General features: G+C 42.2%; 22 protein-coding genes and 1 other annotated feature. Of the genes, 20 read left to right on the forward strand and 2 right to left on the reverse strand.

Annotated features, from left to right (window positions below):
- Nucleotides 1-205 precede the first annotated feature (205 nt).
- The 4 genes from clpX to yihA all read left to right on the forward strand — a co-directional run bounded on the left by clpX (nt 206) and on the right by yihA (nt 6,349).
- Nucleotides 206-1,471, forward strand: coding sequence for an ATP-dependent protease ATP-binding subunit ClpX (clpX, locus tag AAZR19_RS04565; protein WP_024423180.1), 1,266 nt, complete (start codon nt 206-208; stop codon nt 1,469-1,471).
- Between the two features lie 136 nt (nt 1,472-1,607).
- Complete coding sequence (gene lonB / locus AAZR19_RS04570) at nt 1,608-3,269, forward strand: ATP-dependent protease LonB (RefSeq protein ID WP_041107108.1); 1,662 nt, start codon at nt 1,608-1,610, stop codon at nt 3,267-3,269.
- 171 nt (nt 3,270-3,440) lie between these two features.
- Nucleotides 3,441-5,765, forward strand: a complete 2,325-nt coding sequence (gene lon / locus AAZR19_RS04575) for an endopeptidase La (RefSeq protein ID WP_041107106.1) — start codon at nt 3,441-3,443, stop codon at nt 5,763-5,765.
- Nucleotides 5,762-6,349, forward strand: a complete 588-nt coding sequence (gene yihA / locus AAZR19_RS04580) for a ribosome biogenesis GTP-binding protein YihA/YsxC (protein WP_024423177.1) — start codon at nt 5,762-5,764, stop codon at nt 6,347-6,349. The genes lon and yihA overlap by 4 nt, the downstream gene beginning before the upstream one ends.
- Before the next feature lie 43 nt (nt 6,350-6,392).
- Here the strand turns inward: yihA and AAZR19_RS04585 are convergent, their stop codons facing one another.
- The gene (locus AAZR19_RS04585) at nt 6,393-6,878 is read right to left on the reverse strand and encodes a hypothetical protein (RefSeq protein WP_041107104.1); all 486 of its coding nucleotides are present in this window, start codon (nt 6,876-6,878) and stop codon (nt 6,393-6,395) included.
- A gap of 242 nt (nt 6,879-7,120) precedes the next feature.
- Between AAZR19_RS04585 and hemA the strand changes: the two genes are divergently transcribed.
- From hemA to ysxE, 8 genes are all read left to right on the forward strand, one after another.
- Nucleotides 7,121-8,488 carry a glutamyl-tRNA reductase gene (hemA, locus tag AAZR19_RS04590; RefSeq protein ID WP_326149322.1) on the forward strand — a complete coding sequence of 456 codons (1,368 nt, stop codon included), beginning with the start codon at nt 7,121-7,123 and terminating at the stop codon, nt 8,486-8,488.
- 7 nt (nt 8,489-8,495) lie between these two features.
- The gene (locus AAZR19_RS04595; RefSeq protein WP_041107101.1) at nt 8,496-9,326 is read left to right on the forward strand and encodes a cytochrome c biogenesis protein; all 831 of its coding nucleotides are present in this window, start codon (nt 8,496-8,498) and stop codon (nt 9,324-9,326) included.
- A 37-nt stretch (nt 9,327-9,363) separates the two neighbouring features.
- Complete coding sequence (gene hemC / locus AAZR19_RS04600; protein WP_024423173.1) at nt 9,364-10,296, forward strand: hydroxymethylbilane synthase; 933 nt, start codon at nt 9,364-9,366, stop codon at nt 10,294-10,296.
- Nucleotides 10,293-11,084, forward strand: a complete 792-nt coding sequence (locus tag AAZR19_RS04605; RefSeq protein ID WP_326149230.1) for a uroporphyrinogen-III synthase — start codon at nt 10,293-10,295, stop codon at nt 11,082-11,084. Before hemC ends, AAZR19_RS04605 begins: the two co-directional genes overlap by 4 nt.
- On the forward strand, nt 11,084-12,052 hold the full coding sequence (hemB, locus tag AAZR19_RS04610) for a porphobilinogen synthase (RefSeq protein WP_029706177.1): 969 nt from the start codon (nt 11,084-11,086) through the stop codon (nt 12,050-12,052). The genes AAZR19_RS04605 and hemB overlap by 1 nt, the downstream gene beginning before the upstream one ends.
- Nucleotides 12,053-12,079: 27 nt before the next feature.
- A complete protein-coding gene (gene hemL, locus AAZR19_RS04615; protein ID WP_262090029.1) occupies nt 12,080-13,372 on the forward strand; it encodes a glutamate-1-semialdehyde 2,1-aminomutase in 1,293 nt (430 codons plus the stop codon).
- A gap of 136 nt (nt 13,373-13,508) precedes the next feature.
- Entirely contained in the window at nt 13,509-14,849 is a 1,341-nt protein-coding gene (locus AAZR19_RS04620) for a LysM peptidoglycan-binding domain-containing protein (RefSeq protein WP_434702435.1), read from the forward strand.
- 37 nt (nt 14,850-14,886) lie between these two features.
- Nucleotides 14,887-15,918, forward strand: a complete 1,032-nt coding sequence (gene ysxE / locus AAZR19_RS04625) for a spore coat protein YsxE (protein WP_034621137.1) — start codon at nt 14,887-14,889, stop codon at nt 15,916-15,918.
- A 51-nt stretch (nt 15,919-15,969) separates the two neighbouring features.
- Here ysxE and AAZR19_RS04630 read toward each other — a convergent pair whose 3' ends face one another.
- Nucleotides 15,970-16,158, reverse strand: a complete 189-nt coding sequence (locus tag AAZR19_RS04630) for a hypothetical protein (protein ID WP_003216497.1) — start codon at nt 16,156-16,158, stop codon at nt 15,970-15,972.
- Between the two features lie 168 nt (nt 16,159-16,326).
- Nucleotides 16,327-16,556, forward strand: a binding site (T-box leader).
- Nucleotides 16,557-16,615: 59 nt separating this feature from the next.
- Here AAZR19_RS04630 and AAZR19_RS04635 point away from each other — a divergent pair.
- From AAZR19_RS04635 to AAZR19_RS04670, 8 genes are all read left to right on the forward strand, one after another.
- Complete coding sequence (locus tag AAZR19_RS04635) at nt 16,616-19,258, forward strand: valine--tRNA ligase (RefSeq protein WP_025092445.1); 2,643 nt, start codon at nt 16,616-16,618, stop codon at nt 19,256-19,258.
- Between the two features lie 65 nt (nt 19,259-19,323).
- A complete protein-coding gene (locus AAZR19_RS04640; RefSeq protein WP_335371967.1) occupies nt 19,324-20,628 on the forward strand; it encodes a bifunctional folylpolyglutamate synthase/dihydrofolate synthase in 1,305 nt (434 codons plus the stop codon).
- A 394-nt stretch (nt 20,629-21,022) separates the two neighbouring features.
- Nucleotides 21,023-21,220 (forward strand): DUF3951 domain-containing protein, encoded by a 198-nt coding sequence (locus AAZR19_RS04645; RefSeq protein WP_087975929.1) that lies wholly within the window; start codon nt 21,023-21,025, stop codon nt 21,218-21,220.
- A 438-nt stretch (nt 21,221-21,658) separates the two neighbouring features.
- Nucleotides 21,659-22,390 carry a prepilin peptidase gene (locus AAZR19_RS04650; RefSeq protein WP_087975704.1) on the forward strand — a complete coding sequence of 244 codons (732 nt, stop codon included), beginning with the start codon at nt 21,659-21,661 and terminating at the stop codon, nt 22,388-22,390.
- A gap of 157 nt (nt 22,391-22,547) precedes the next feature.
- Complete coding sequence (locus AAZR19_RS04655; protein ID WP_226014647.1) at nt 22,548-23,564, forward strand: SPOR domain-containing protein; 1,017 nt, start codon at nt 22,548-22,550, stop codon at nt 23,562-23,564.
- 177 nt (nt 23,565-23,741) lie between these two features.
- Entirely contained in the window at nt 23,742-24,311 is a 570-nt protein-coding gene (locus AAZR19_RS04660; RefSeq protein WP_024423165.1) for a Maf family protein, read from the forward strand.
- 47 nt (nt 24,312-24,358) lie between these two features.
- Nucleotides 24,359-25,033, forward strand: coding sequence for a RadC family protein (gene radC / locus AAZR19_RS04665; protein WP_172400649.1), 675 nt, complete (start codon nt 24,359-24,361; stop codon nt 25,031-25,033).
- Between the two features lie 89 nt (nt 25,034-25,122).
- Complete coding sequence (locus AAZR19_RS04670; RefSeq protein WP_007501538.1) at nt 25,123-26,142, forward strand: rod shape-determining protein; 1,020 nt, start codon at nt 25,123-25,125, stop codon at nt 26,140-26,142.
- Nucleotides 26,143-26,157 lie beyond the last annotated feature (15 nt).

The following is a 26,157-nucleotide window of genomic DNA, read 5'->3' on the forward strand; positions in this document are numbered from 1 at the left end:
TTTGTACAATTTTTGACTTATCATCGCTTCTTTTGGAAACGATAGTGTAAGTCGCATCTTTCTGTCATACATATCTCAATGTGCAGTGTTAGAAACACATCGTTACCGTCTTTTAGGAAAGTATGGTAAAATGCATACATACTGGACCCAGAAAGGTAGCTGACTGTTAGCTACAGGCAAGTGAAGAAGAATAAGGGGTGAAAGAATGTTTAAATTCAACGAGGAAAAAGGTCAATTAAAATGCTCGTTTTGCGGAAAAACGCAAGATCAAGTGCGTAAACTGGTCGCAGGACCTGGCGTATATATATGTGATGAATGTATCGAGCTTTGCACGGAAATAGTTGAAGAAGAGCTCGGCACAGAGGAAGAAGTTGAATTCAAGGATGTTCCGAAGCCTCATGAAATTCGGGAGATTCTTGATGAATATGTCATCGGACAAGACAATGCGAAAAAATCCTTAGCTGTAGCGGTGTATAACCACTACAAACGGATCAATTCCAACAGCAAGATTGATGATGTTGAGCTTTCGAAAAGTAATATTTCTATGATTGGACCAACAGGAAGCGGTAAAACATTACTTGCTCAAACACTTGCTCGTATTTTAAATGTTCCATTTGCGATCGCAGATGCAACATCATTAACTGAAGCAGGTTATGTTGGTGAAGACGTAGAGAATATTTTACTAAAGCTGATTCAGGCAGCGGATTATGATGTAGAAAAAGCGGAAAAAGGCATTATCTACATCGATGAGATCGATAAAGTAGCAAGAAAATCAGAAAACCCTTCTATCACTCGCGATGTATCTGGGGAAGGTGTCCAGCAAGCCCTTTTGAAAATTCTTGAAGGAACAGTCGCTAGTGTACCGCCTCAAGGTGGACGTAAGCATCCGCATCAAGAATTCATTCAAATTGATACGACGAACATCCTCTTCATTTGTGGAGGAGCCTTTGACGGGATTGAGCAAATCATCAAACGCCGCTTAGGTCAAAAAGTAATTGGATTCGGTGCGGAAAATAAAGTCGAAGATCTTGAAAAAGAAGTCCTTCTATCAAAAGTACTGCCAGAAGACTTGCTTCGCTTCGGTTTAATTCCAGAATTCATCGGCCGCCTGCCGGTTATTGCAAGCCTAGAGCCGTTAGATGAAAAAGCACTTGTAGAAATCTTGACGAAGCCTAAAAATGCGCTTGTTAAGCAATATACAAAAATGCTTGAGCTTGACGATGTAGAGCTTGAATTTGAAGAAGATGCTCTTAGCGAAATTGCGAAAAAGGCAATTGAGCGTAAAACAGGGGCTCGTGGTCTTCGCTCAATCATTGAAGGCATCATGCTTGATGTCATGTTTGACCTTCCATCTCGTGATGATATTGAAAAATGTGTCATCACTGGTGCAACGGTTGCTGACGGTGAGCCGCCGCGTCTTGTGTTAAAGGATGGCACAGTCGTCAATAAAGATACAAAAACATCTGCATAAGAGAAGTCTCACTCCTGAATCATTTTGATTCAGGAGTTTTTTATTTATCGCAGAAGACGTGTTTATTCCGTCCAGCTCTAGGAAATACTAGCAGACAGAAACCAATACATACGATAGATGAAGGAGGGAGCACCGATTGAGCTGGACAGGAATCGTATTATTTATACAGCTGTTCTTTGGTATCGTCATCGGGCTGTACTTTTGGAACTTACTGCGAAATCAGCGCACACAAAAGGTGACGATAGACAAAGAATCAAAGAAAGAAATGGAAGCACTCAGAAAGATGCGGTCAATCAAGCTGAGTGAGCCTTTATCAGAGAGAGTCCGGCCAAAGGGATTTCAAGATATTGTAGGGCAGGAAGACGGCATTCGTGCTCTAAAAGCAGCGCTGTGCGGACCGAATCCTCAGCATGTCATTGTCTACGGACCACCGGGGGTTGGAAAAACAGCCGCTGCCCGTCTTGTCATGGAAGAAGCGAAACGTCATGCTGATTCACCGTTTAAGAAAGATGCGGTATTTGTGGAGCTCGATGCAACAACCGCAAGATTCGATGAACGGGGCATCGCAGACCCGCTCATTGGTTCCGTGCATGACCCGATTTACCAAGGGGCGGGAGCGATGGGACAGGCAGGCATTCCGCAGCCAAAACAAGGAGCCGTTACGCATGCACATGGCGGGGTTCTGTTTATCGATGAAATTGGGGAACTGCATCCGATTCAAATGAACAAAATGCTGAAAGTCCTTGAAGATCGGAAAGTATTTTTAGATAGTGCCTACTACAGCGAGGAAAACACCCAAATTCCGAATCACATTCATGACATTTTTCAAAATGGGCTTCCGGCTGATTTTCGATTGATTGGTGCTACGACAAGAACACCTGAAGAAATTCCACCAGCGATTCGATCGAGGTGTTTGGAAATTTTCTTTAAGGACCTTGACCAGCATGAACTGAAAATTGTTGCTGCTAAGGCTGTCAAGAAAATCCAAAAGGAATTATGTGATGAAGGGCTGAACCTGTTAACCTCTTATGTGAAAAATGGCCGTGAAGCAGTCAATATGGTGCAGATTGCCGCTGGAATGGCCGTCACGGAAAACAGAAAAGACATCACGATCGCCGATGTCGAGTGGGTCATTCACTCAAGCCAGCTGACACCAAGATATGAACAAAAAGTACCGGAAAAGCCAAAAGTCGGTGTAGTGAATGGTCTGGCAGTCTACGGACCAAACAGCGGTGCCTTGCTCGAGATTGAAGTGAATATATGTAAGGCACTCGAAAAAGGAAGTATCAACATTACAGGCATTGCAGAAGAAGAAAGTATTGGCAGTCAGTCTAAATCTATTCGACGAAAAAGTATGGCAAAAGGATCTGTTGAAAATGTATTAACAGTGCTTAGAAACTTGGGCATACGGACAAATGAATATGACATCCATATTAATTTCCCAGGCGGTGCCCCTATTGATGGACCGTCTGCTGGGATTGCCATGGCGGCGGCGATTTTCTCTGCCATTCATCAAATCCCGATTGATCATCTGACAGCGATGACAGGTGAAATCGGATTGCAGGGTCAGGTGAAGCCGATCGGCGGTGTGATACCGAAGATTAAGGCGGCGAAGCAGGCTGGTGCCACAACCGTGATTATTCCTTATGACAACCAGCAGTCGATCTTAAAAGAGATTGAAGGCGTCACCATTGTGCCTGTGAAGCACTTCCAAGAGGTGCTGGATCAGTGTTTGGTCAACCCGCCAGACGAGAAGAAAGATGGACTAGAAGAGGAAATGAAAAGAAAATCTGTTTAATCCCCATCACATATGGGGATTTTTTAGTGAAATAGATCTTTTTTTCTTTTTCAAGATAAAAAGAAAGGGTATACTACGGTAAGATCATCATTTCTCAAGTCTTTTACATTGTACAAGACTGAAACAGGTATATTATAATGATTCATACTAGTGACGGAGGTGTCAATCAACATGGCAGATGAAATCAAAAAGAATGTTCCGCTCCTCCCATTGCGAGGCTTGCTTGTTTATCCAACAATGGTCTTGCATTTGGACGTTGGACGCGAGAAGTCTGTTCAAGCATTAGAACAGGCGATGATGAACGATCATATGATTTTTCTAGCAACACAGCGGGAAATTTCAATAGATGAACCAGGTGAAGAGGAAATTTTCAAAGTCGGCACCTACACAAAAATCAAACAAATGCTGAAGCTGCCGAATGGAACGATTCGTGTACTCGTTGAAGGCTTAAATCGAGCGCAGATCGAGTCATACGTGGAGCTGGAGGACTATACGTCCGTCGATATTAAAGAATTGTCAGAAGAAGAGTTAAAGGACGCAGAAGCAGAAGCACTCATGCGCACTTTGTTAGATCACTTTGATCAGTACATAAAAATTTCAAAAAAAATCTCAGCTGAAACATATGCAACGGTGACGGATATTGAGGAACCGGGGAGAATGGCAGATATCGTCGCTTCTCACCTGCCGCTCAAATTAAAGGACAAACAAGAAGTGCTGGAAACAGTGGATGTCAAAAAACGTCTGAATCGTGTCATCAGCTTAATCCACAATGAAAAAGAAGTGCTGGAAATTGAAAAGAAAATTGGACAGCGCGTCAAACGTTCAATGGAACGAACGCAAAAAGAATATTATTTGCGTGAACAAATGAAAGCCATTCAAAAGGAGCTTGGAGACAAGGAAGGGAAAACAGGCGAAGTCAGTTCATTAATGTCTAAAATCGAAGAGTCCAGCATGCCTGAGTCTGTTCGTGAAACGGCGTTAAAAGAATTGAACCGTTATGAAAAAATTCCTTCAAGCTCTGCGGAGAGCTCTGTCATTCGAAATTATATTGATTGGCTGATCAATCTTCCATGGGGCATCTATACAGAAGATCGTCTAGATTTAAAGCTTGCAAGTGAAATTTTAGATGATGAGCATCATGGGCTGGAAAAAGTCAAAGAACGTGTGCTTGAATACCTTGCTGTACAGAAGCTGACCAATTCATTAAAAGGACCGATTCTTTGCTTAGCAGGACCTCCCGGGGTAGGGAAAACGTCACTTGCCAAATCGATTGCTAAATCACTTGACCGAAAGTTTATCCGTATCTCTCTTGGCGGGGTGCGTGATGAATCTGAGATTCGTGGACATAGAAGAACATATGTAGGGGCGATGCCAGGCCGTATCATTCGCGGGATGAGTAAGGCAGGCACAATGAATCCAGTGTTTCTTTTAGATGAAATCGATAAGATGTCCTCTGATTTTAGAGGTGATCCGTCTTCTGCGATGCTTGAAGTGCTGGACCCTGAGCAAAATCACAACTTTAGCGATCACTATATTGAAGAGACATTTGATTTATCGCAGGTGTTATTTATTGCCACTGCCAACAATTTAGCAACCATTCCGGGTCCACTTCGTGATAGAATGGAGATTATCACGATTGCAGGGTATACAGAGGTTGAAAAAGCAGAGATTGTGAAAGATCATCTTCTGCCGAAGCAGCTAAAGGAGCACGGATTAAAAAAAGGGAACTTGCAGCTTCGTGAAGCAGCGATTTACGATATGATTCGCTATTACACAAGAGAAGCAGGAGTTCGTGGATTAGAGCGTCAGCTTGCGGCCATTTGCCGAAAAGCGGCAAGAGCGATTGTGGCTGAAGACCGCAAACGCATCACAGTGACGGAAAAGAACTTATCTGAATTTCTCGGAAAAAGACTTTACCGTTATGGTCAGGCTGAAACGACAGACCAAGTCGGGGTTGTCACAGGACTTGCGTATACGACAGTTGGAGGAGACACCTTATCAATTGAGGTATCACTTTCTCCTGGTAAAGGCAAGCTCTTGTTAACAGGTAAGCTTGGCGATGTCATGAGAGAATCTGCACAGGCGGCATTCAGTTATATTCGTTCCAAAGTAGATGAACTGAACATTGATCCTAATTTTAATGAAAAGCACGATATTCATATCCATGTTCCAGAGGGTGCGGTTCCAAAGGACGGGCCATCAGCTGGTATCACCATTGCGACGGCTCTTGTATCAGCACTCACAGGACGTCCTGTGTCAAAAGAGGTTGGTATGACAGGAGAGATAACGTTAAGAGGAAGAGTGCTTCCGATTGGCGGACTAAAAGAAAAAGCATTAGGCGCACATCGTGCAGGATTGAAAACCATTATTCTTCCAAAGGACAATGAGAAGGATATTGATGATATTCCTGAAAGTGTGAGAGAAGGACTAACATTTATTCCGGTCTCACATTTAGATGAGGTGCTTGAGAAAGCGTTGGTAGGAGAGGGAAGATGAAAGTAACAAAATCAGATATCGTCATTAGTGCGGTGAAACCAGAGCAGTACCCAAGCGGCGGACTGCCTGAAATTGCGCTTGCCGGACGATCAAATGTTGGAAAGTCCTCGTTCATCAACTCATTGATTAATCGTAAAAATTTAGCGCGTACGTCTTCAAAACCAGGAAAGACCCAGACGCTTAATTTCTACATTATTAATGATATGCTCCATTTTGTGGATGTTCCGGGCTACGGTTTTGCCAAAGTATCAAAAACAGAGCGCGAAGCCTGGGGTAGAATGATCGAAACGTATATTACAATGCGTGAAGAATTAAAAGCAGTCGTCCAAATTGTGGACCTGCGCCATAAGCCATCAGTAGATGATGTAAACATGTATGAATTCCTTAAATATTACGGAGTTCCCGTGATCGTCATCGCGACAAAAGCGGATAAAATTCCAAAAGGCAAATGGGAAAAACATGCGAAAGTCGTCAAACAGACGCTCGACATTGACCCTTCAGATGAACTCATCTTATTCTCTTCTGAAACAAAAAAAGGAAAAGATGAAGCTTGGAATGCGATCCTTGCGAAAGTAAACGGCTAAAAAAAGGCATCTGCGATGAGCAGATGCTTTTTTATTGTATAAGTTATTTCCTTTTTAAAAATAATAAGAGGAGACTGACAGCAATCAGTACATAAGGCCAGTACAACTCAAAGCTGGAAACAGGGATCGAAAGGGAACTTAGCTGTCTTGTAATTTGCTGAAAGAAATAAAGGAACAAACCGAGTGCGATCAGCACAACACTTTCAATGCGATATTCTTTTTTCTGAGATGATTTCACAAAGAGTGCAAGTCCTACGATGAACACAATCATCGTAAATGTGTCTGGCCAGTGGTCCAATTTAGGCTGTAGAATAAAGTGTAGCGAAAGGCCTGTCATGAGCATACCGATAAACACATGAGCGCTTTCTTGCTCCTTTTTTCCTTGATATAAAAAAGCGAGGCCAAAAAGCAGTAAAAGTGTATACCATTTCTCTTGATCCTTCCAAATGTCAAATTGACCTCCTGAGAGAATGGCATATAGCGCTACAGCCAGTAAAGTGAGCGGCAGCAAAATGGATTTCTTCTTCAAAGATGTCACCTTCTTTTAAGCAGATCATTTGTCCGCACGTGCCAAATCTGGTAAATTGCTTGAAGTGATGATATGGCATAATTGGTGTCGAACATTTTTCTACTATATCACAACATTTTTGAAATCTGTTCACAATTTTTATCCAGTTAAAAATGAATATATGTTATAATCATTATAAATAATAAATTCTATATTGTAATTATTATAAATTAGACAGGGCGTTGGGGGTGCAAGCTGAAGTTATGCATATTCTTGTTGTGGGTTTAGATTATAAAACAGCCCCTGTTGAGATACGGGAACAGCTGAGCTTTGAACCGAGTGAGCTCGGAACAGCGATGTCCAAGCTTAAAGAAGAAAAAAGCATTCTAGAGAATATCGTCATCTCAACATGTAATCGAACAGAGATCTACGCAGTAGTAGATCAGCTTCATACTGGACGGTTTTATATAAAAAGATTTTTAGCCGATTGGTTCGGTTTAGAAAAGGAAGATGTCTCTCCATATTTGAAGTTCTATGAAAACGATGGAGCAGTTGAGCATTTATTCCGTGTGGCCTGTGGACTTGATTCCATGGTCATTGGTGAAACGCAAATACTCGGTCAAGTACGTTCCAGCTTTAAAGTAGCTCAAGAGGAGAAGACCATTGGTACCGTTTTCAATTATTTATTTAAACAGGCGGTAACCGTTGCAAAACGCTCTCATGCGGAAACGGATATTGCGTCTAATGCCGTGTCTGTCAGCTATGCAGCTGTTGAGCTTGCCAAAAAAATCTTTGGACGTCTTTCTGATAAGCATGTCCTGATTCTTGGTGCGGGCAAAATGGGCGAACTGGCGGCTCAAAACCTTCAAGGTCAAGGAATTGGCCAAGTAACGGTCATCAACCGAACGTTTGAGAAGGCAAAGGAATTGGCGGGTCGTTTTTCAGGAGAGCCTAAGAGCTTAAACCAATTAGAAAAAACATTATCCGAAGCGGACATTTTAATCAGCTCAACGGGAGCGAAACAATTTGTCATTACAAAAGAAATGGTCGAAAGTGCGAATAAAAAGCGGAAGGGCAGACCTCTATTTATGGTGGATATTGCTGTACCCCGTGATTTAGATCCAGCTATTTCTGAAGTAGAAGGTGCTTTTTTGTATGACATTGATGACCTTGAAGGCATCGTGGCTGCCAACTTAAAAGAGCGCCGTGCAGTGGCTGAGCAGGTTGAGCTTCTGATTGAAGCAGAAATTGTGGAATTTAAGCAATGGCTGAATACGTTAGGTGTTGTTCCGGTCATTTCTGCACTTAGAGAAAAAGCACTCACAATTCAAGCCGATACGATGCAGAGTATTGAGCGGAAGCTTCCAAACCTCACAAATCGTGAAATGAAGCTGTTAAATAAACATACGAAAAGCATCATCAACCAAATGCTGAAAGATCCTATCTTAAAGGCAAAAGAAATTGCCGCGGAGCCGAATGCAGAGGAAAAGCTTTTACTCTTTAAAGAAATCTTTGATTTACAGGTTGAAGATGAAGAGCAAAAGGTCGAGCCAAAGCAGGTGGAGCAAGGATCATTTCAGCTGTTCAAACCAAATATGGCGCAAGGCTTTGCTACAGTTGCCAGTGAGTGATTAAGCGATGATGGAATCCATTGTAGCGAGACTCAATGAAGCGACGATCTTAATCTATGCACTAAGTGTCTTGTTCTATTTCATAGATTTTCTTCAACACAACCGGAAGGCTGGAAAAATGGCTTTCTGGTTGCTTTCTATTGTCTGGCTGCTGCAAACAGTCTACATGTTCTATATTATGATGGAAACAGACCGATTCCCTGTGTTGAATGTAGCAGAGGGGTTATATTTTTATACGTGGGTGCTTGTGACACTTTCTCTTGTGCTCACAAAGGTATTGCGCGTTGAATTTATTGTCTTTTTTACAAATGTGATCGGTTTTTCCATGATGGCGATTCACACCTTTACACCATCTGACCTCCATTCAGCAGAACTAACGGGGAAGCTCACGAGTGAACTGCTCGTGATTCATATTACGATGGCGATTTTATCCTACGGTGCCTTTTCACTTTCATTTGCGTTTTCACTGCTTTATCTCTTTCAATATCGTTTACTGAAAAAGAAAAAATGGGGAAAATGGCTTCTGAGAATTGAAGACTTATCAAAGCTCGATCATATGGCGTACGTATTAAACATTATTGGTGTGCCAATGCTCTTGCTTAGTTTAATTCTTGGCATCATTTGGGCATATATTTCGTATGATACGTTGTACTGGACAGATGCAAAGGTGCTTGGTTCGTTTATTATGCTGTTTTTATACGGCTTTTACTTATATATCAGATTGGTGAGAAAAATGCAGGGCAAAATCGTGGCACTATGGAATGTCGCTTCATTTCTTGTGCTGATGATCAATTATTTTCTGCTTGGTAGCTTATCAACCTTTCATTGGTTTCAATAATGATGAGTCTTAAAGGCATTGTCGGGAGGAAGACGTATTGCGTACAATTAAAGTAGGTTCTAGACGAAGTAAGCTGGCAATTACACAAACAAAATGGGTCATTCAAAAGCTGTCTGAACTAAACCCTTCTTATTCTTTTGAAATAAAAGAAATTGTGACAAAGGGTGATCAAATTTTAGATGTGACCTTATCTAAGGTTGGCGGAAAAGGACTGTTTGTTAAAGAGATCGAGCAGGCGATGCTGAATCATGACATCGATATGGCGGTGCACAGCATGAAGGATATGCCGGCTGCTCTTCCGGAAGGTTTAGTTATTGGCTGTATTCCTGAGCGTGAGGATGTACGGGATGCACTTATTTCGAAGGATCATCTGAGTCTCAGCGAACTGCCTAAGGGCGCAATTGTGGGAACAAGCAGCTTACGGCGCAGCGCCCAGCTTCTTCAGGAAAGACCAGATCTTGAGATTAAATGGATTCGAGGAAACATTGATACGAGGTTAGAAAAGCTGAAAAATGAAGAGTATGATGCCATTATTCTAGCGGCTGCCGGTCTGTCCAGAATGGGATGGAGCAAAGAGGTCGTATCGGAATTTTTATCTCCTGAGACTTGTCTGCCTGCCGTTGGACAAGGCGCGCTGTCGATTGAGTGCCGCGGGGATGATGAAGAACTGCTTAAGCTTCTCGCTCAATTTACGAATGAATATACGAAGAAAACGGTCCTTGCAGAAAGAGCCTTCCTCAAACAAATGGATGGAAGCTGTCAGGTGCCGATCGCTGGCTATGCAACGATGAATGAGCATAATGAAATTGAACTAACAGGTCTTGTTGCATCTGCTGATGGGCACACGATTATTCGAGAAACCGTCACAGGCACTGACCCTGAAGCCATTGGAACAGCGTGTGCGAAGCAGATGGCCGATAAGGGAGCAAAGGATTTGATCGACAAGGTGAAAAAGGATCTGTCTCAATGAGCATAGGCAAATCGCTTCACGGACAGACGGTGCTTGTCACTCGAAATGAACGTCAAGCGGGCGTGTTTCAGCAAAAGATTGAAGCGCTGAACGGCCATGCGGTTTTAACCTCTCTTATTCGGTTTGAGCCTACGCTCACAAAAGAAAAAGCGCAGACCTTTGTAAAGGACTTACAAAATAGCCACTGGCTTGTTTTCACGAGTGTGAATGGTGCGTCTTTTTTTCTAAACTATATAAAAGATCATCATTTACATAAGAGCTTATCCCATTTGAAAGTGGCTGCTGTAGGAGAGAAAACCTCTGCCTATCTTGAGCAGCATGGCTTGAAGGTGGATGTGGTGCCAGAACGATTTATAGCGGAAGAACTGGCAGATGCATTACTTGATCATGTACGCCCAGGAGAGCGTGTGTTTGTAGCAAAAGGGCATCTGTCACGAGATGTGGTGAAAGAGACCCTCGTTCCGCTCGGCATAGAAGTAAAAGAATGGATTTTATATGAAACAGTCAAGGATGAGGATGGAATTGCTGCACTTAAATCGGCAATGACGAAGCAATCATTTGATTTTATTACATTTACGAGCTCATCCACTGTTCATTCTTTTATGCATGTGATGGAAGCAGATGCAGCGAAGCTTGCTGCATCTGACACCTGTTTTGTGACGATCGGTCCTCTGACAAAAGAGGCACTGCTTCAATACGGGATTTCTTCTGAAACCCCAGATACTTATACGATAGACGGAATGCTTGATTTAATGTGCCGTTTATCTGAAAGGAAGTTGAACCATTGATGAAATTTAACAGACACCGCAGATTGCGGACAAGCGCAGGAATGAGAGAATTAGTCAGAGAAACCTTTTTAAGACCATCTGATTTCATTTACCCGATCTTTTTTGTAGAGGGAGAAAATGTCCGAAAAGAAGTCTCTTCAATGCCAGGTGTATATCACATTTCTGTAGACCTCGTGAAAGAAGAAGTCCAAGAGCTTGTTGATCTTGGCATCAAATCGATCATTGTATTTGGTGTGCCGGATCATAAAGATCATGTAGGCAGTGAGGCGTATCACGATCATGGCATTGTTCAAAGAGCAACGCTCGAAATCAAAAAGCATTTCCCAGAGCTCGTGGTCATTGCAGACACTTGCTTATGCCAATATACAGATCACGGACATTGCGGAATCGTTGAAGATGGAGAAATTTTAAATGATGAATCTCTTCAGCTATTAGCGAAAACGGCTGTCAGCCAAGCGCGTGCAGGTGCAGATATCATCGCGCCTTCAAATATGATGGACGGATTTGTTGTTGCCATTCGTGAGGCACTTGATGAAGCAGGCTTTATTCATGTACCTGTCATGTCATATGCGGTGAAATATGCAAGTGCTTTTTACGGTCCGTTTCGTGATGCGGCACATAGTACACCGCAGTTTGGAGATCGTAAAACATATCAAATGGACCCTGCAAACCGTTTAGAGGCACTAAGAGAAGCGCAATCTGATGTAGAAGAGGGAGCTGACTTCTTGATTGTCAAACCATCTCTTTCTTACTTAGACATTATGCGTGATGTGAAAAATGAATTTACACTCCCTGTTGTTGCTTATAATGTGAGCGGAGAGTATGCGATGGTGAAAGCCGCCGCTCAAAATGGCTGGATTTCTGAAAAAGAGCTTGTTCTTGAAATGCTGACAAGTATGAAACGTGCAGGAGCAGAACTCATCATTACGTATCATGCAAAAGATGCAGCAAAATGGCTCTCAGAATAAAGAACGGATAGACAGGAGGACGTTGAAATGGGACGTAGCTATGAAAAATCAAAGCAAGCATTTGAAGAAGCACAGCATTTAATGCCTGGTGGTGTCAACAGCCCTGTGCGTGCATTTAAATCAGTCAACACAGACCCGATTTTTATGGAACGGGGCAAAGGCGCCAAGATCTATGATATTGATGGAAATGAATACATCGATTATGTCTTATCATGGGGACCGCTTATTTTAGGACATACGAATGACCGTGTCGTTGAAAGCATTCAGCGAGTAGCGGAAAATGGGACAAGCTTCGGTGCTTCTACGTTAGTTGAAAATGAATTAGCTAAACTTGTATCAGAACGGGTTCCTTCCATCGAAGTTATTCGCATGGTCAGCTCTGGTACAGAGGCGACGATGAGTGCACTTCGTCTAGCTCGTGGTTTTACAGGCAGAAATAAAATTGTGAAATTTGAAGGCTGCTATCATGGCCACGGTGATTCTTTGCTCATTAAAGCGGGTTCTGGAGTAGCAACGCTTGGACTGCCGGATAGTCCTGGTGTTCCTGAAGGGACTGCAAGTAACACAATCACAGTACCGTACAATGATTTAGAAAGTATTCAAGTTGCTTTTCAAGAATTTGGAGATGATATCGCTGGTGTTATTGTAGAGCCGGTTGCAGGAAATATGGGGGTTGTCCCTCCGCAAGAAGGTTTCTTGCAAGGACTAAGAGACATCACGGAGCAATATGGATCATTGCTTATTTTTGATGAGGTCATGACAGGCTTCCGTGTGGATTATCACTGCGCGCAAGGCTATTTTGGCATCACACCTGATCTGACGTGCCTTGGTAAAGTGATTGGAGGCGGTCTTCCGGTCGGTGCTTATGGCGGAAGAGCGGATATTATGAGACAAATTGCGCCAAGTGGTCCAATATACCAAGCAGGAACGTTATCTGGTAACCCTCTTGCGATGACAGCAGGCTTAGAAACCCTAAAACAGCTGACACCTGAGTCTTATGAAGAATTTAAACGAAAAGGTGACCGTTTAGAAGAAGGCATTTCGAAAGCGGCAAAAGTATACGGAATTCCATTAACGTTTAACCGGGCGGGTTCCATGATCGGATTCTTCTTTACAAATGAAGAAGTGATCAATTATGACAAAGCGAAAACAGCTGATCTTGCTTTATTCGCTGAATTTTACAAGGAAATGGCCGATCACGGCATCTTCCTTCCGCCTTCTCAATTTGAAGGACTATTCCTGTCAACAGCTCATACAGATGAAGACATCGAATATACGATTGAGACAGTGGAAAAGGTTTTTCAAAAACTACGTCGATAAAACAAAAGGCCGATATGGAGACATATCGGCTTTTTTGCATTAGAGAAAACCAATCATATTTTCACTACCTCCTTCATACAACTGTATTGACATCTAATTTTATTTTTTAAGGATTAGATGAAAGGAGGACACCGACTTGTCTCAAAACAATCGATTACAGTTTTCGGTAGAAGAATCCATTTATTTCAAAAGCGGACAGGAAGTCAGTGAGCTGCTGTCAATTTCTCTCGACCCTGACATTCTCGTTCAAGAAGTGAATGATTATGTTTCTATTAGAGGTTCACTCGAGCTAACAGGAGAATACAACATAAATCAAGAGGAGCTATTGGGTGAATTGAGTTCCTTTCCAACATACAGGGAAGCAGATGAGGTAAAGGTCAGAGAAGACGGAACGGCGGAGCTTCTGCATCAATTTCCAGTCGATATCACCATTCCGAAGAACAAAATTAGTCATTTAAATGATGTGTTTGTGTTTATTGATGCGTTTGATTACCAGCTGACAGAGAATCGTTTGCTCACCATTCAGGCTGATTTAGCCATTGAGGGCTTGTTAGACGAGGAAACGGCTCAAGCGCCTGTAGAGGAGCCGTATGAATTTGTTCATCGTCCTGAAGTGGATTTTGGCGATATGGCCTACGATTATCAATTGCAGCCGGAACAAGAAGAACAAGAAGAGCTGCAAGACGAAGAACGTGAGCATGATGAGAATCAGCCTGTATTCCAACATGACACGCGCGCGGAGCAAGAGGAACAGGAAGTGCAGGAAGTACAAGAAGAAGAGGAAGAAGAAATTGAAATAGAACTGGTGAACAGGGAAGTAGAAGAAGCGTCCGAAGAACCTGAAGAATTAGAAGAACCTGAAGAACCTGAAGAACCTGAAGAGCCAGAACAGCCGGAACAGCCGAATAATCAAGAAGAAGCTGTGGCGCTTGGTTATCGATCCATCCCTGAAGCTCAGGTGCAGGAACCGCCATTTTTTGAACCGCCGAAGCTATTAGAAGAAGAGGAGCGGGAAGAGCCGTTCTTTGAAGTGGAAGTAAGAAAGGATCCGGAAGCTGCTGAAGAGCAGGAAGAAACGGTACAGTCGTATCCGGCTTTTGAATCACCTGCTGATCAAGTGGAGCCTGAGCATGAGGCGCACGATGATGAATATCAGCTCGGGCGGTTATATGAACGGGAAGCACCTAAAATATATGAGTCAGCTCAAGAAGAAGAGGAGCTTGAAGAAGACGTGAGAGAAACGTCTGGCAGTGAGAACTCTCTTTATTTAACAAAGCTGTTCGCTAAGCAGGAGGAGGAAGATTTTTCCCGCATGAAAATATGTATAGTTCAGCAAGAAGATACGGTCGATCGTATTTGTGAGAGATATCAGTTGAATGTGCAGCAGCTTCTTCGCACAAACTCATTATCGATTGATGCGGAGCTTGAGGAAGGGCAGATTCTTTATATTCCTGAATATCAAAAAAGCAATGCATAGCAAGCGATGACTGACCGAGAAAATGTGGTGAGTGAACGTGGATGAAATCCAATCTGTCTTATACGAATACGGACTTGAGGCTGAATATATTGAACCTGTCAGTCCTGCTGTCATCAAGGTATATACAAAGCAGGGTGTATTTGCCCTGAAACGAGTAAAAGCCAGCCGGCATATGCAATTTACAGAACAAATGCTTGAACTGGAATCAAAGGGCTATCGCTCCTTTGTGCCGATTTATCGGACGACGAGCGGTTCCTTTTTCTCAAGTCATCGAGAAAGCCAGTATGCATACTATCTGATGCCGTGGCTGACGAATGAAAAGAGAGAAGAGCAGGACGATAAGCACGAATATTTATTTCAAGAGATTGCAAGACTTCATAAGCGGACTGAAGTCATGATGGATATCACAGAGCAAGAGATAGAAGCACATTACACACAAATCAAGACCAAATGGGAAACAGAGAAAGACATGTATGAACGATTCATAGAGCGGGCAGAACAAACGTGGTATATGTCGCCATTTGAGCTGGCCGCTGCTATGTATTTTTCAGAGGCGATGTCTGCCAGTGAATTTGCGCTTGAACGTTTAGAAGATTGGCATGAAGAAATGAAAGACAAAGAGACAACGCGTGTTGTGCTAAATCATGGGCAGCTATCGATCCATCACTTTTTGTATAATGATGTAGGGACAGGACATTTCACCAATTTCGAGCGGTCTAAAAAAGCCTCCCCTATTTATGATCTTCTGACCTTTTACTTTCGGACTTTCAAAACCTATCCTACGTCTTGTCCTGAATGCACTTCCTTGTTTTATACGTATCAAAAAGGAAACCCTCTTCGGGAGGAAGAACTGCATTTGTTCCTAAGCTACCTCGCTTATCCGCAAGGGCTGTTTGATACAGTAAAAGCCTATGAAGCAGGCGGGCAGGATGAAATGGAAAGCTGCCAGCAGCTGTTAAGAGCGTATTGGCAGATGAAAAATTCTGAGCCGACCGTCATGAAGATTCACGAAATTGAGCAGGCTAGACGGCTTGAAGAAGAACAAAGTGCCTCGTCATCGGCGGAATGACGAGGTTATGCTGCGTTGGCTTTATATGGGCAGGTACATAATGATGAGTTTTTAAAACCAATCAAGATGAAAGGCACAGGCGAGAAAAATAAGAATACCTAGAATGAGGACGTCAAATGTCGTAGGGAAAATGATCGTACGAAATCCTTGAAATATAGCAATCGGGAGAACGACTTGGGAAGCAACTGCCCGAATTTGTCTCAGCCAGGGGGGAAGTGTGTAAGGATTGATCTTCTTCAAATCAAACGCCCTCCTTCTTCATTTTGTTATTATCATATGGGCAAAAGGGCGAAGGGTGCCTGCCCAATTTGTATAAAGAAGAAGAAAAGCGGAAAAGATGATTGACGAAAACAAAAGGCATTTAGTAATATTAATAAAAGATGAGTATGTGCTGATGAACGTGATATATCGTAAGCGTGGATCAGGAAGAGTACGAGCAAGACCCTAAAGAGAGGGAAGCCAAGAGCTGAAAGGTTTCCTAGGATGTACTTGTTTGGAAGGTCGCCTGTGAGCTTAATTTCTTGAATGAACAAGTAGAGAAATTCGGGAGAACCCCGTTATCCTTTAGAGTGTATGGGACACGTGGATGTGTCTCGTGAAAAAAGGTGGTACCGCGAAAAAGCTTTTTCGTCCTTTTATAAGGATGGAAAGGCTTTTTTTATGTTTCATCAGCCGAAAAAATGTGGAGGTTACACAAATGGGAACAAATAATCAAGAAATGCCAACAAAGTACGATCCAAATGCGATTGAAAAAGACCGCTATACGTACTGGCTTGAAGGGAAATTCTTCGAAGCACAAAATGACAAAACGAAAGATCCATATACAGTCGTCATTCCTCCACCAAACGTGACAGGAAAACTGCACCTTGGGCATGCATGGGATTCTACACTACAAGACATCGTGACACGTATGAAACGGATGCAGGGCTATGACGTTCTTTGGCTTCCAGGTATGGACCATGCCGGTATTGCGACTCAAGCAAAAGTCGAGGCAAAGCTCCGCGAAGAAGGCGTAAGCCGGTATGACCTTGGCCGGGAGAAATTTGTGGAAGAAACGTGGAAGTGGAAAGAAGAATATGCAGATTTTATTCGCAGCCAGTGGGCGAAAATGGGCCTTGGTCTCGATTACTCTCGTGAACGTTTTACTTTAGATGAAGGTCTGAATAAAGCCGTTCGCCAAGTGTTTGTTCAATTGTATGAAAAAGGACTTATTTATCGCGGAGAGTACATCATTAACTGGGATCCAGCAACGAAAACGGCACTTTCTGATATTGAAGTGATTTATAAGGATGTTCAAGGTGCGTTTTATCACTTGAGATATCCACTTTCAGATGGAACAGGTTCAATTGAAATTGCGACAACAAGACCTGAAACTATGCTGGGGGATACAGCCGTAGCCGTACACCCTGATGACGAACGCTATCAGCATTTGATTGGGAAAACAGTGGTTTTACCAATTACAGGCCGTGAAATCCCAATCGTCGGTGATGACTATGTCGATATGGAGTTTGGCTCAGGTGCTGTGAAAATTACACCTGCTCATGACCCGAATGACTTTGAGCTTGGAAACCGCCACGGGCTAGAGCGTATTCTTGTCATGAATGAAGATGGCACAATGAATGCGAATGCCCTGCAATATAAAGGAATGGACCGCTTCGAATGCCGCAAACAGCTTGTGAAGGATTTACAAGAGGAAGGCATTTTGTTCAAAATTGAAGACCACATGCATTCAGTTGGTCATAGTGAGCGAAGTGGAGCTGTCGTGGAACCGTATTTATCGACACAATGGTTTGTGAAAATGCAGCCGCTGGCAGACGAAGCCATTCATCTGCAAAAAGGGGACGACCAAGTTCAATTTGTTCCAGACCGATTTGAAAAGACATATTTACATTGGATGGAAAATATCCGTGACTGGTGTATTTCTCGTCAGCTATGGTGGGGACACCGCATTCCGGCTTGGTATCATAAAGAAACGAAAGAAGTATACGTTGGACTTGAAGCACCAGAAGATATTGAGAACTGGGAACAGGATAACGATGTGCTTGATACATGGTTTAGTTCAGCGCTGTGGCCGTTTTCTACAATGGGCTGGCCGGATGCAGACAGTGAAGACTTCAAGCGCTACTACCCAACCAACCTGCTTGTAACAGGCTATGACATCATTTTCTTCTGGGTATCCCGTATGATCTTCCAAGGTCTTGAATTCACAGGAGAAAAACCGTTTAAAGATGTCCTCATTCATGGGCTCATCCGCGACGAACAAGGACGTAAAATGAGTAAGTCGCTCGGCAACGGAATTGATCCAATGGAGGTCATCGACAAATACGGTGCGGATTCATTAAGATATTTCTTAGCGACTGGAAGCTCACCAGGTCAGGATCTTCGTTTTAGCTTTGAAAAGGTTGAATCCACTTGGAACTTTGCGAACAAAATTTGGAACGCATCCCGTTTTGCTTTAATGAATATGGATGGTTTAACGTATGATGAGCTTGATTTATCAGGAGAAAAATCAGTTGCTGATCAATGGATTTTAACACGCTTAAATGAAACAATTGAAAGTGTCACACAGCTTGCTGACAAGTATGAATTCGGTGAAGTGGGCAGACATTTATACAACTTCATTTGGGATGATTTCTGTGATTGGTACATTGAGATGGCGAAGCTTCCGCTTTATGGAGAAGATGAAGCAGCGAAGAAAACGACTCGTTCGATCCTTGCGTACGTATTAGATCAAACAATGAGACTTTTACATCCGTTTATGCCGTTCTTAACAGAAGAAATCTGGCAGCATCTACCGCATGAAGGCGAGTCCATTACTGTAGCGGCATGGCCTGAAGTGAAGCCGGAGCTTTCCAACGAACAAGCTTCTGCTGATATGAAGCTGCTTGTTGAACTCATTCGTTCTGTTCGTAACATTCGCAGTGAAGTGAACACGCCAATGAGCAAACAAGTTGAGCTTTACATTAAAGCATCTACGTCTGATGTTCAGGAACGTTTAGAGAAAAATCGTTCATATATTGAGCGCTTCACGAACCCAAGTGTTCTTGAAATTGGCACAGATGTCCCAGCTAGTGATAAAGCCATGACGGCAGTTATTTCTGGAGCAGAACTCATTCTGCCGCTCGAAGGCTTAATCAACTTAGATGAAGAAATTGCTCGTCTGCAAAAAGAGCTTGATAAGCTGACAAAAGAAGTGGAACGAGTTCAGAAAAAGCTTGGCAATGAAGGCTTTATGAAAAAAGCGCCTGAAAGTGTCGTAGAAGAAGAGCGTGCGAAAGAACGTGATTATGTCGCAAAACGCGAAGCTGTTCAAAAGCGTATTGAAGAGCTGAAAGCATAAGAGTGAAAAGACGGCTCCTAATGAAATGGAGTCGTCTTTTTTGAAAATTTCGTATGAAATGAGAGATGACATTGTTTACAACCTATCATGAAGCGATTGAGTGGATTCACAGCAGACTGGCCTTTGGCGTAAAACCGGGTCTTGAACGAATGAAATGGCTGATGAACAGACTAGGAAATCCGGAACAAAGCATAAAAGCAGTACATGTTGCAGGTACAAATGGCAAGGGATCAACCATTGCGTTTACACGTTCTGTTTTACAAGAAGCCGGCTATTCAGTCGGAACCTTCACCTCTCCGTTTATACTAACATTCAATGAAAGAATCAGCGTGAACGGAGCGCCTATAGAGGATGAAGAATGGCTGAGTTTGGTGAATGAAATCAAGCCTCTTGTTGATGAACTAGATCAAACAGAGCTTGGCGCAGCAACAGAATTTGAAATCATTACAGCATGTGCATTTGCTTATTTTGCTCATGTGCACCAAGTAGACTTTGTTCTCTTGGAAACAGGGCTTGGCGGAAGGCTTGATTCTACAAATATTGCTGTGCCTATCTTAACAGCGATTACGTCGATTGGTCATGATCATATGGCCATTTTAGGTGACACACTTGAACAGATTGCAGCTGAAAAAGCGGGTATTATCAAAACGGGTATTCCAATGATTACGGCAGTCCACCAGCCTGAAGCTCTTGCTGTCATTCAAAACACAGCCAAAGAAAAGAATGCTGAATGTATTTCATTACATGATACTTGTAGCTTTGATGAGCAGCAGCCGACAGAAACAGGGGAACGTTTCACGTTACGCACATCAAAAAGGCAGTATCCTCAGCTTGAAACAGGATTAATTGGAACGCATCAAAGGCAAAATGCTTCTCTTGCTGTTTTGCTCATTGAATGGCTGGAGCAAGAAGGCTATATTAGCGTGACAGAAGAGCAAATATATGAAGGCATTCGGCAGGCAGTTTGGGCTGGGAGGTTTGAAAAGGTCAAAGATCATCCTCCAGTGTACTTAGACGGCGCACATAATGAAGAAGGGATCGACCGTTTAATTGAAACCGTACAAGCTCATTTTTCTAGTAAACAGGTGCATATATGTTTTAGTGCTTTAAAAGATAAGCCGTACAAGCAAATGATTCAAAAGCTTGAAGCTGTCAGTTCTTCTATCCATTTTGTTTCGTTTGATTTTCCAAGAGCCGAATCAGCTGAGAAGCTTTATGTATGCAGTCAGTTAGACGCAAAGTCGTATGATGATGACCCTCGTACAGTGCTTGAGTTCATTCAGAAAAAAAGTGATGATCCTTCAGCGGTGATTCTTGTGACAGGCTCTCTTTATTTTATTTCAGATATACGAAATCGTATTTTAAGGTAATCAAAAGACGCAATTGCTTTTATGCAATGTGCGTCTTTTTTTTTTGAAATGTAAAAGAGCGGGTTTAATAGGTACTCAAGTTGAAGCTGATGACGGGAAGGAATTCTATATGGAGTGAACATATTTTATTCGATGCCCATCCCTTCTTATTCCCTCTATGAAGGTTTATGGGATATTTTTAATCAAATTTCACTTCAAGTAATGACTGCTGCTCTTTGGAATGGATTATCTTAGGGTTAATGTAACTTTATAGTACAATGGATAAAAAGGTGTATCGCGTAGTATTAATTTATAAATTAACAGATTGTAATTTAATTTTTAAAACGCTTTCCCTCAATTTTCACCTGAAAGGAGGAATAACTTGTTTATCATCAGTGGAGTACTTCTTTCTTTTATGTTATTAATAGTTGTTTTAATAGTTATAATCCTTTTTAAACGAATTATTTTAGGAAAAAGCATAGGTGTTTACTATACGCCCTTTGACAATATTACTGGAAACACCAGTATTGAATTTCATGAAGAGCAAAATGAAGAAGAAAATGAAGACGATCAAGGTGATGATAAGGATAAAAATAATGGGAAAAGATTCTAACCGCTATTAAATAATGAATTACTTAATAGTGATGGAAGTGTAGTTGAGATAATATATAGTGTTAATTTTAGTGCTCTTCTTACAAAACGGGCGTAAAATAATTGCTTATACAGATTAAGTATATGGAGATTTTATAAAGGACGGGTAAACTTCTATCTTGTGCTTTTCCTTGTTAGGATATCTGCTTTATTATCTTGTCATATTTGATCAGAAATTTATGAGTTTGAAGGAAAAGGTTTAGGGTATTTGTAACACTTTTTCTCGGATATCAGAAATCGTTTTTTAAGGCAATCAAAAGACGCAATTTCTTCTATGTAATGTGCGTCTTTTTTCTTTTGAAATGTAAAAGAGGAGGGGAATCACATTTTCATTAGGTGTTCAAGGTGAATCGCTATGGTACAATCCGGGATATTCTATTTCCGGAAGGGGTTACTGAATATGATTGGCATTTTTGTGTTTCTTGCAGGCATCACCATGGGGTCGTTCTTTCATCTAGTTGGTGAGAGGCTGCCACTGAAGCGGTCTATTCTTTTTCCTCGTTCTCACTGCACAGCCTGTAAACAGCCGCTTTCCTTGCGTGAGATGATCCCGCTAATTTCGTATGCATTATTGAGGGGGACTTGTAAACATTGCGGCACACGGCTGTCTTTGCTATATCCACTGGTTGAGCTGCTGTCAGGTAGTCTTTTTTTGCTCATATATAGAATCGCTGGTATTTCGTTTGAAGGTCTTTTTCTTGTGATTCTTTGTAGTTTATTTGTGATTGCTGTCGTGAGCGATCTCCTTTATATGAGGGTGCCAAACGAGCTGTTTCTCTTCTTTTTTCCTCTTTTCGTCATATACCGCACGCTTGAACCTCTTCTTATTTGGTGGGAAGGAGCGGCTTCGCTTCTTTTTTGCTTTCTCTTGTTTTATAGTTTAGATCGTTTCAAGCCAAATAGCATGGGTGGAGCTGATATGAAGCTGTTCGGTGTGCTTGCATTTTGCTTTGGCTTAAAGCCATTCCTTCTCATTCTTTTCCTCTCGTGTATCACTGGAATCGTCTATGCGAAGGTTTTTTCTTTTCGATTAGATGAGCCATTTCCCTTTGTTCCTGCGATCTCTTTTTCTTTTTGGCTGTATCTCTATGGAGCTCATGTCATGCTCCCGTTCGCCGGGTCGATCGGTTGAAAAAATTGGCGAACACTTTTTTTCCCTGCCGACAAAAGTCTTGTTCTTTTTTTTATCCGCTATGTTAAAGTGTGAAACAGAAAGAAGGACGGGTTACATTCGCGCTGATTCATTGGACAAAAAGGTCTTTCTTACAAACAATGTCAGAAAGCGGGGAATGACAGTGAAAAAAAGGCAGGCAAAAAAACAAGGGTTAAAAGTCAATATTAATGGCAAAGAAGAAATGCTTCATGAAGATGACCACCAGCCGCCAAAACAGCAAGAGGATGATCAAGTGACGTTTTCGAATTGGGAGGAAAAAAGGCAGGCAGAACAGGAGACAGCTGCATCTGAGGAAGAACCGGCTAAACCGAAAGAAGAAGATTTCCAGTGGGATGATGCAGCTGATCATATCTATCATTCTGACCCAAAGGTCGTCACACCTTATCAAAAGAAAAAAGGTTCCTTTGAAAACAAGTTCGGTAAAAACCGCGGCCCGTTTAAGAGAGTGATGACAACGATTGTGTTTGCAGTGGTTCTTGGGACAGGCCTTGGTGTGTTTGCACTTAGCTTAAGTCAAGATGGTACTCAGAATCCATCAGGGGGAGATATCAGCGTTTCAGCATCCGGAAATCAATCATCAATGAAAGCAGGCGGTGATGCGCCGCCAGCAGATACTGCTGATGATTCAAAAGAGAATAAGGATGAAAAAAGCGCCTCTGGCAGTTTTTCAACCTATGTTGTACAGGCTGGAAAGTTTTCCTCTGAAAAAGGAGCAGATGAATTAGTTGGCAGTTTAAAAGAAGCAGGATATGCGGGGAAAAAGGTCTCGATGGATGATGGCTATTATGTCATTGCCGGGCTTGCGACAGAACAGGGCATGACAAGTGCTGTTGGGAAGAAGCTGATTGATCAGCACTTTGAGGCGTGGGGAGGCAAGGAGCTCTCATTTCAAGTACCGGAGGAGCTGACTAGTTTAATAGAAAAGGCATCTGTTTTATCCTCTAAGGTCATTGCAGGGGATGATGTGGATCAAAAGGACGTTGCGCAGCTGATCTCTGAGCTTGAAAGTGCCAAAACAACGGACGCACCAGCTAAAAGCAGTTTGCTGAAAGCGGTGCAGCTGTTAAATGAACCTACTGCTGAAAACGGATGGAAATCTCAGCAGGCACTGCTTGATCAATTAAATACGTAAAATCATATTTTAAGAAACCAAACTAGTCAAAAAATGACTAGTTTTTTTCTTTTGCATCCAACATAATGATGATGGAACATGAAAAATGAATTTTCGTAAATTGTCGGTAAGATGTACATTTGATAGGATGAATGGGTATCTTACTTCTTAGGCTAAACCCTGAAAGGATGAACAAACATGAACCAATTGATTCTCGCATCTCAATCCCCTAGAAGAAAAGAATTGCTTGATCTAGCAGGGTTTTCTTATGACATTCAAGCAAGTCAATTAAAAGAAGAAATAAATCGAAACTTTTCTCCTGCAGAGAACGTCCAATGGTTGGCAGAACAAAAAGCAAGTGATATTCAAAGATTATATCCCGAAGCTGTGATTATTGGTGCAGATACGATTGTTGCAATTGACGGCAAATGTCTTGGGAAACCAAAAGACAAGGAAGAAGCGGCCTCAATGCTTCAATTATTGTCAGGAAAGACACATCAAGTCTTGACGGGTGTCACGATTCAGTCAGAGAATAGAAAAGAAACATTTTATGAACAGACAGAAGTGACGTTTTGGACACTTACGCAAAATGAAATAGACCGTTATATCGAAACGGGAGAACCGCTTGATAAAGCGGGAAGCTATGGCATTCAAGGAAAAGGCGCACTGTTTGTTCAAAAAATAGATGGTGATTATTTTTCCGTTGTCGGTCTCCCTATTGCCAAAACAGTTAGAGTGCTCGAAACATTTGGAATCACCCCTTTTTGATGACAGGAAGGAATCTAAAAGGAGTGGGCATCATGAACGATTTCCCTATGTTGCTAAAGCATTTTCCTCAAGATGAAAAGCCGAGAGAACGATTTATGAAATATGGTCCCGGCAGTCTGTCAAACCATGAACTTGTTGCGATTCTTTTAAGGACAGGTACAAAAAAGGAATCAGTTCTCCAAATTTCCGCAAGACTTCTGCAAACATTTGGCGGTCTTCGCTCTGTAAGAGAAGCCTCAATTGAAGAAATGTCGAAGATTCGAGGAGTTGGAAAGGCGAAGGCGGTCTCTCTATTAGCTGCTTTAGAACTCGGCACTAGATTACACCATCAAACGACGGACAACCGCTATGTGATCCGTACACCAGAGGATGGGGCAAACTTTGTGATGGAAGATATGAGGTTTTTACAACAGGAAAATTTCGTTTGTCTTTATCTCAATACTAAAAATCAAGTCCTTCATAAACATACCGTGTTTATTGGAAGTTTGAACTCATCCATCGTTCACCCGCGTGAAATTTTCAAAGAGGCCTTTAAACGGTCCGCTGCTTCATTTATATGTGTGCACAACCATCCATCTGGAGATCCGACGCCGAGCAGGGAAGATATTGAAGTCACACAGCGACTTTTTGAATGTGGAAAGCTGATTGGAATACAGCTGCTTGATCATCTTGTCATAGGTGATCAAAAATTTGTGAGTTTGAAGGAAAAAGGGTATTTGTAACACTTTTTTTTTCAATGTTTTACGATATAATAGAGTTTATGAGTTTTTCCCTAAGGGAATTTTGGTTTAAGAAAGGAAGATACATACATATGTTTGGAATTGGTACAAAAGACCTTGGAATAGATCTTGGAACAGCGAATACGCTTGTTTTTATTAAAGGAAAAGGCATTGTTGTGAGAGAACCTTCGGTCGTAGCCTTGGAAACTGATACGAAGTCTATAGTGGCAGTCGGAAATGATGCTAGAAACATGATTGGCCGTACACCTGGTAATGTTGTGGCACTACGCCCAATGAAAGACGGAGTCATTGCAGATTACGAGACGACAGCAACAATGATGAAATATTACATTAATCAAGCATTAAAAGGCAAAGGGCTTTTTGCTCGTAAACCTTACGTCATGGTATGTGTACCATCTGGTATTACAGCTGTAGAAGAGCGTGCAGTCATTGATGCAACAAGACAAGCTGGTGCACGTGACGCATACCCGATTGAAGAGCCATTTGCTGCGGCAATCGGTGCTAACCTGCCTGTATGGGAGCCAACAGGAAGTATGGTTGTGGACATTGGCGGCGGTACAACAGAGGTAGCGATTATTTCTCTTGGCGGCATTGTGACATCACAATCAATCCGCGTAGCAGGAGATGAAATGGATGATGCGATCAGCAGCTACATCCGTAAAACGTATAACCTAATGATCGGTGATCGTACGTCAGAAGCGATTAAAATGGAAATCGGTTCTGCGCAGCCTGATGTACATGATGAGATGGACATTCGCGGCCGTGACCTTTTAACAGGTCTGCCAAAAACAATCTCTATTACGGCAGAAGAGATTGCAAAAGCGCTTCGCGATACGGTGGAAACAATTGTCGATGCAGTGAAAATGACTCTTGAAAAAACCCCGCCTGAGCTCGCAGCAGATATTATGGACCGCGGAATTGTTTTAACAGGAGGCGGTGCATTGCTTCGTAATCTTGACAAAGTCATTAGTGATGAAACGAAAATGCCAGTCATTATTGCAGAAGACCCGCTTGACTGTGTGGCAATCGGAACAGGGAAAGCACTAGAACATATTCATTTGTTCAAAGGAAAATCAAAAGATAATCGATAATCGGTCGTAATTAAA

Origin of the sequence: Bacillus sp. Je.9.29.b, assembly GCF_051129925.1 — a bacterium.
Taxonomy (GTDB): Bacteria; Bacillota; Bacilli; order Bacillales; family Bacillaceae; genus Bacillus; species Bacillus safensis.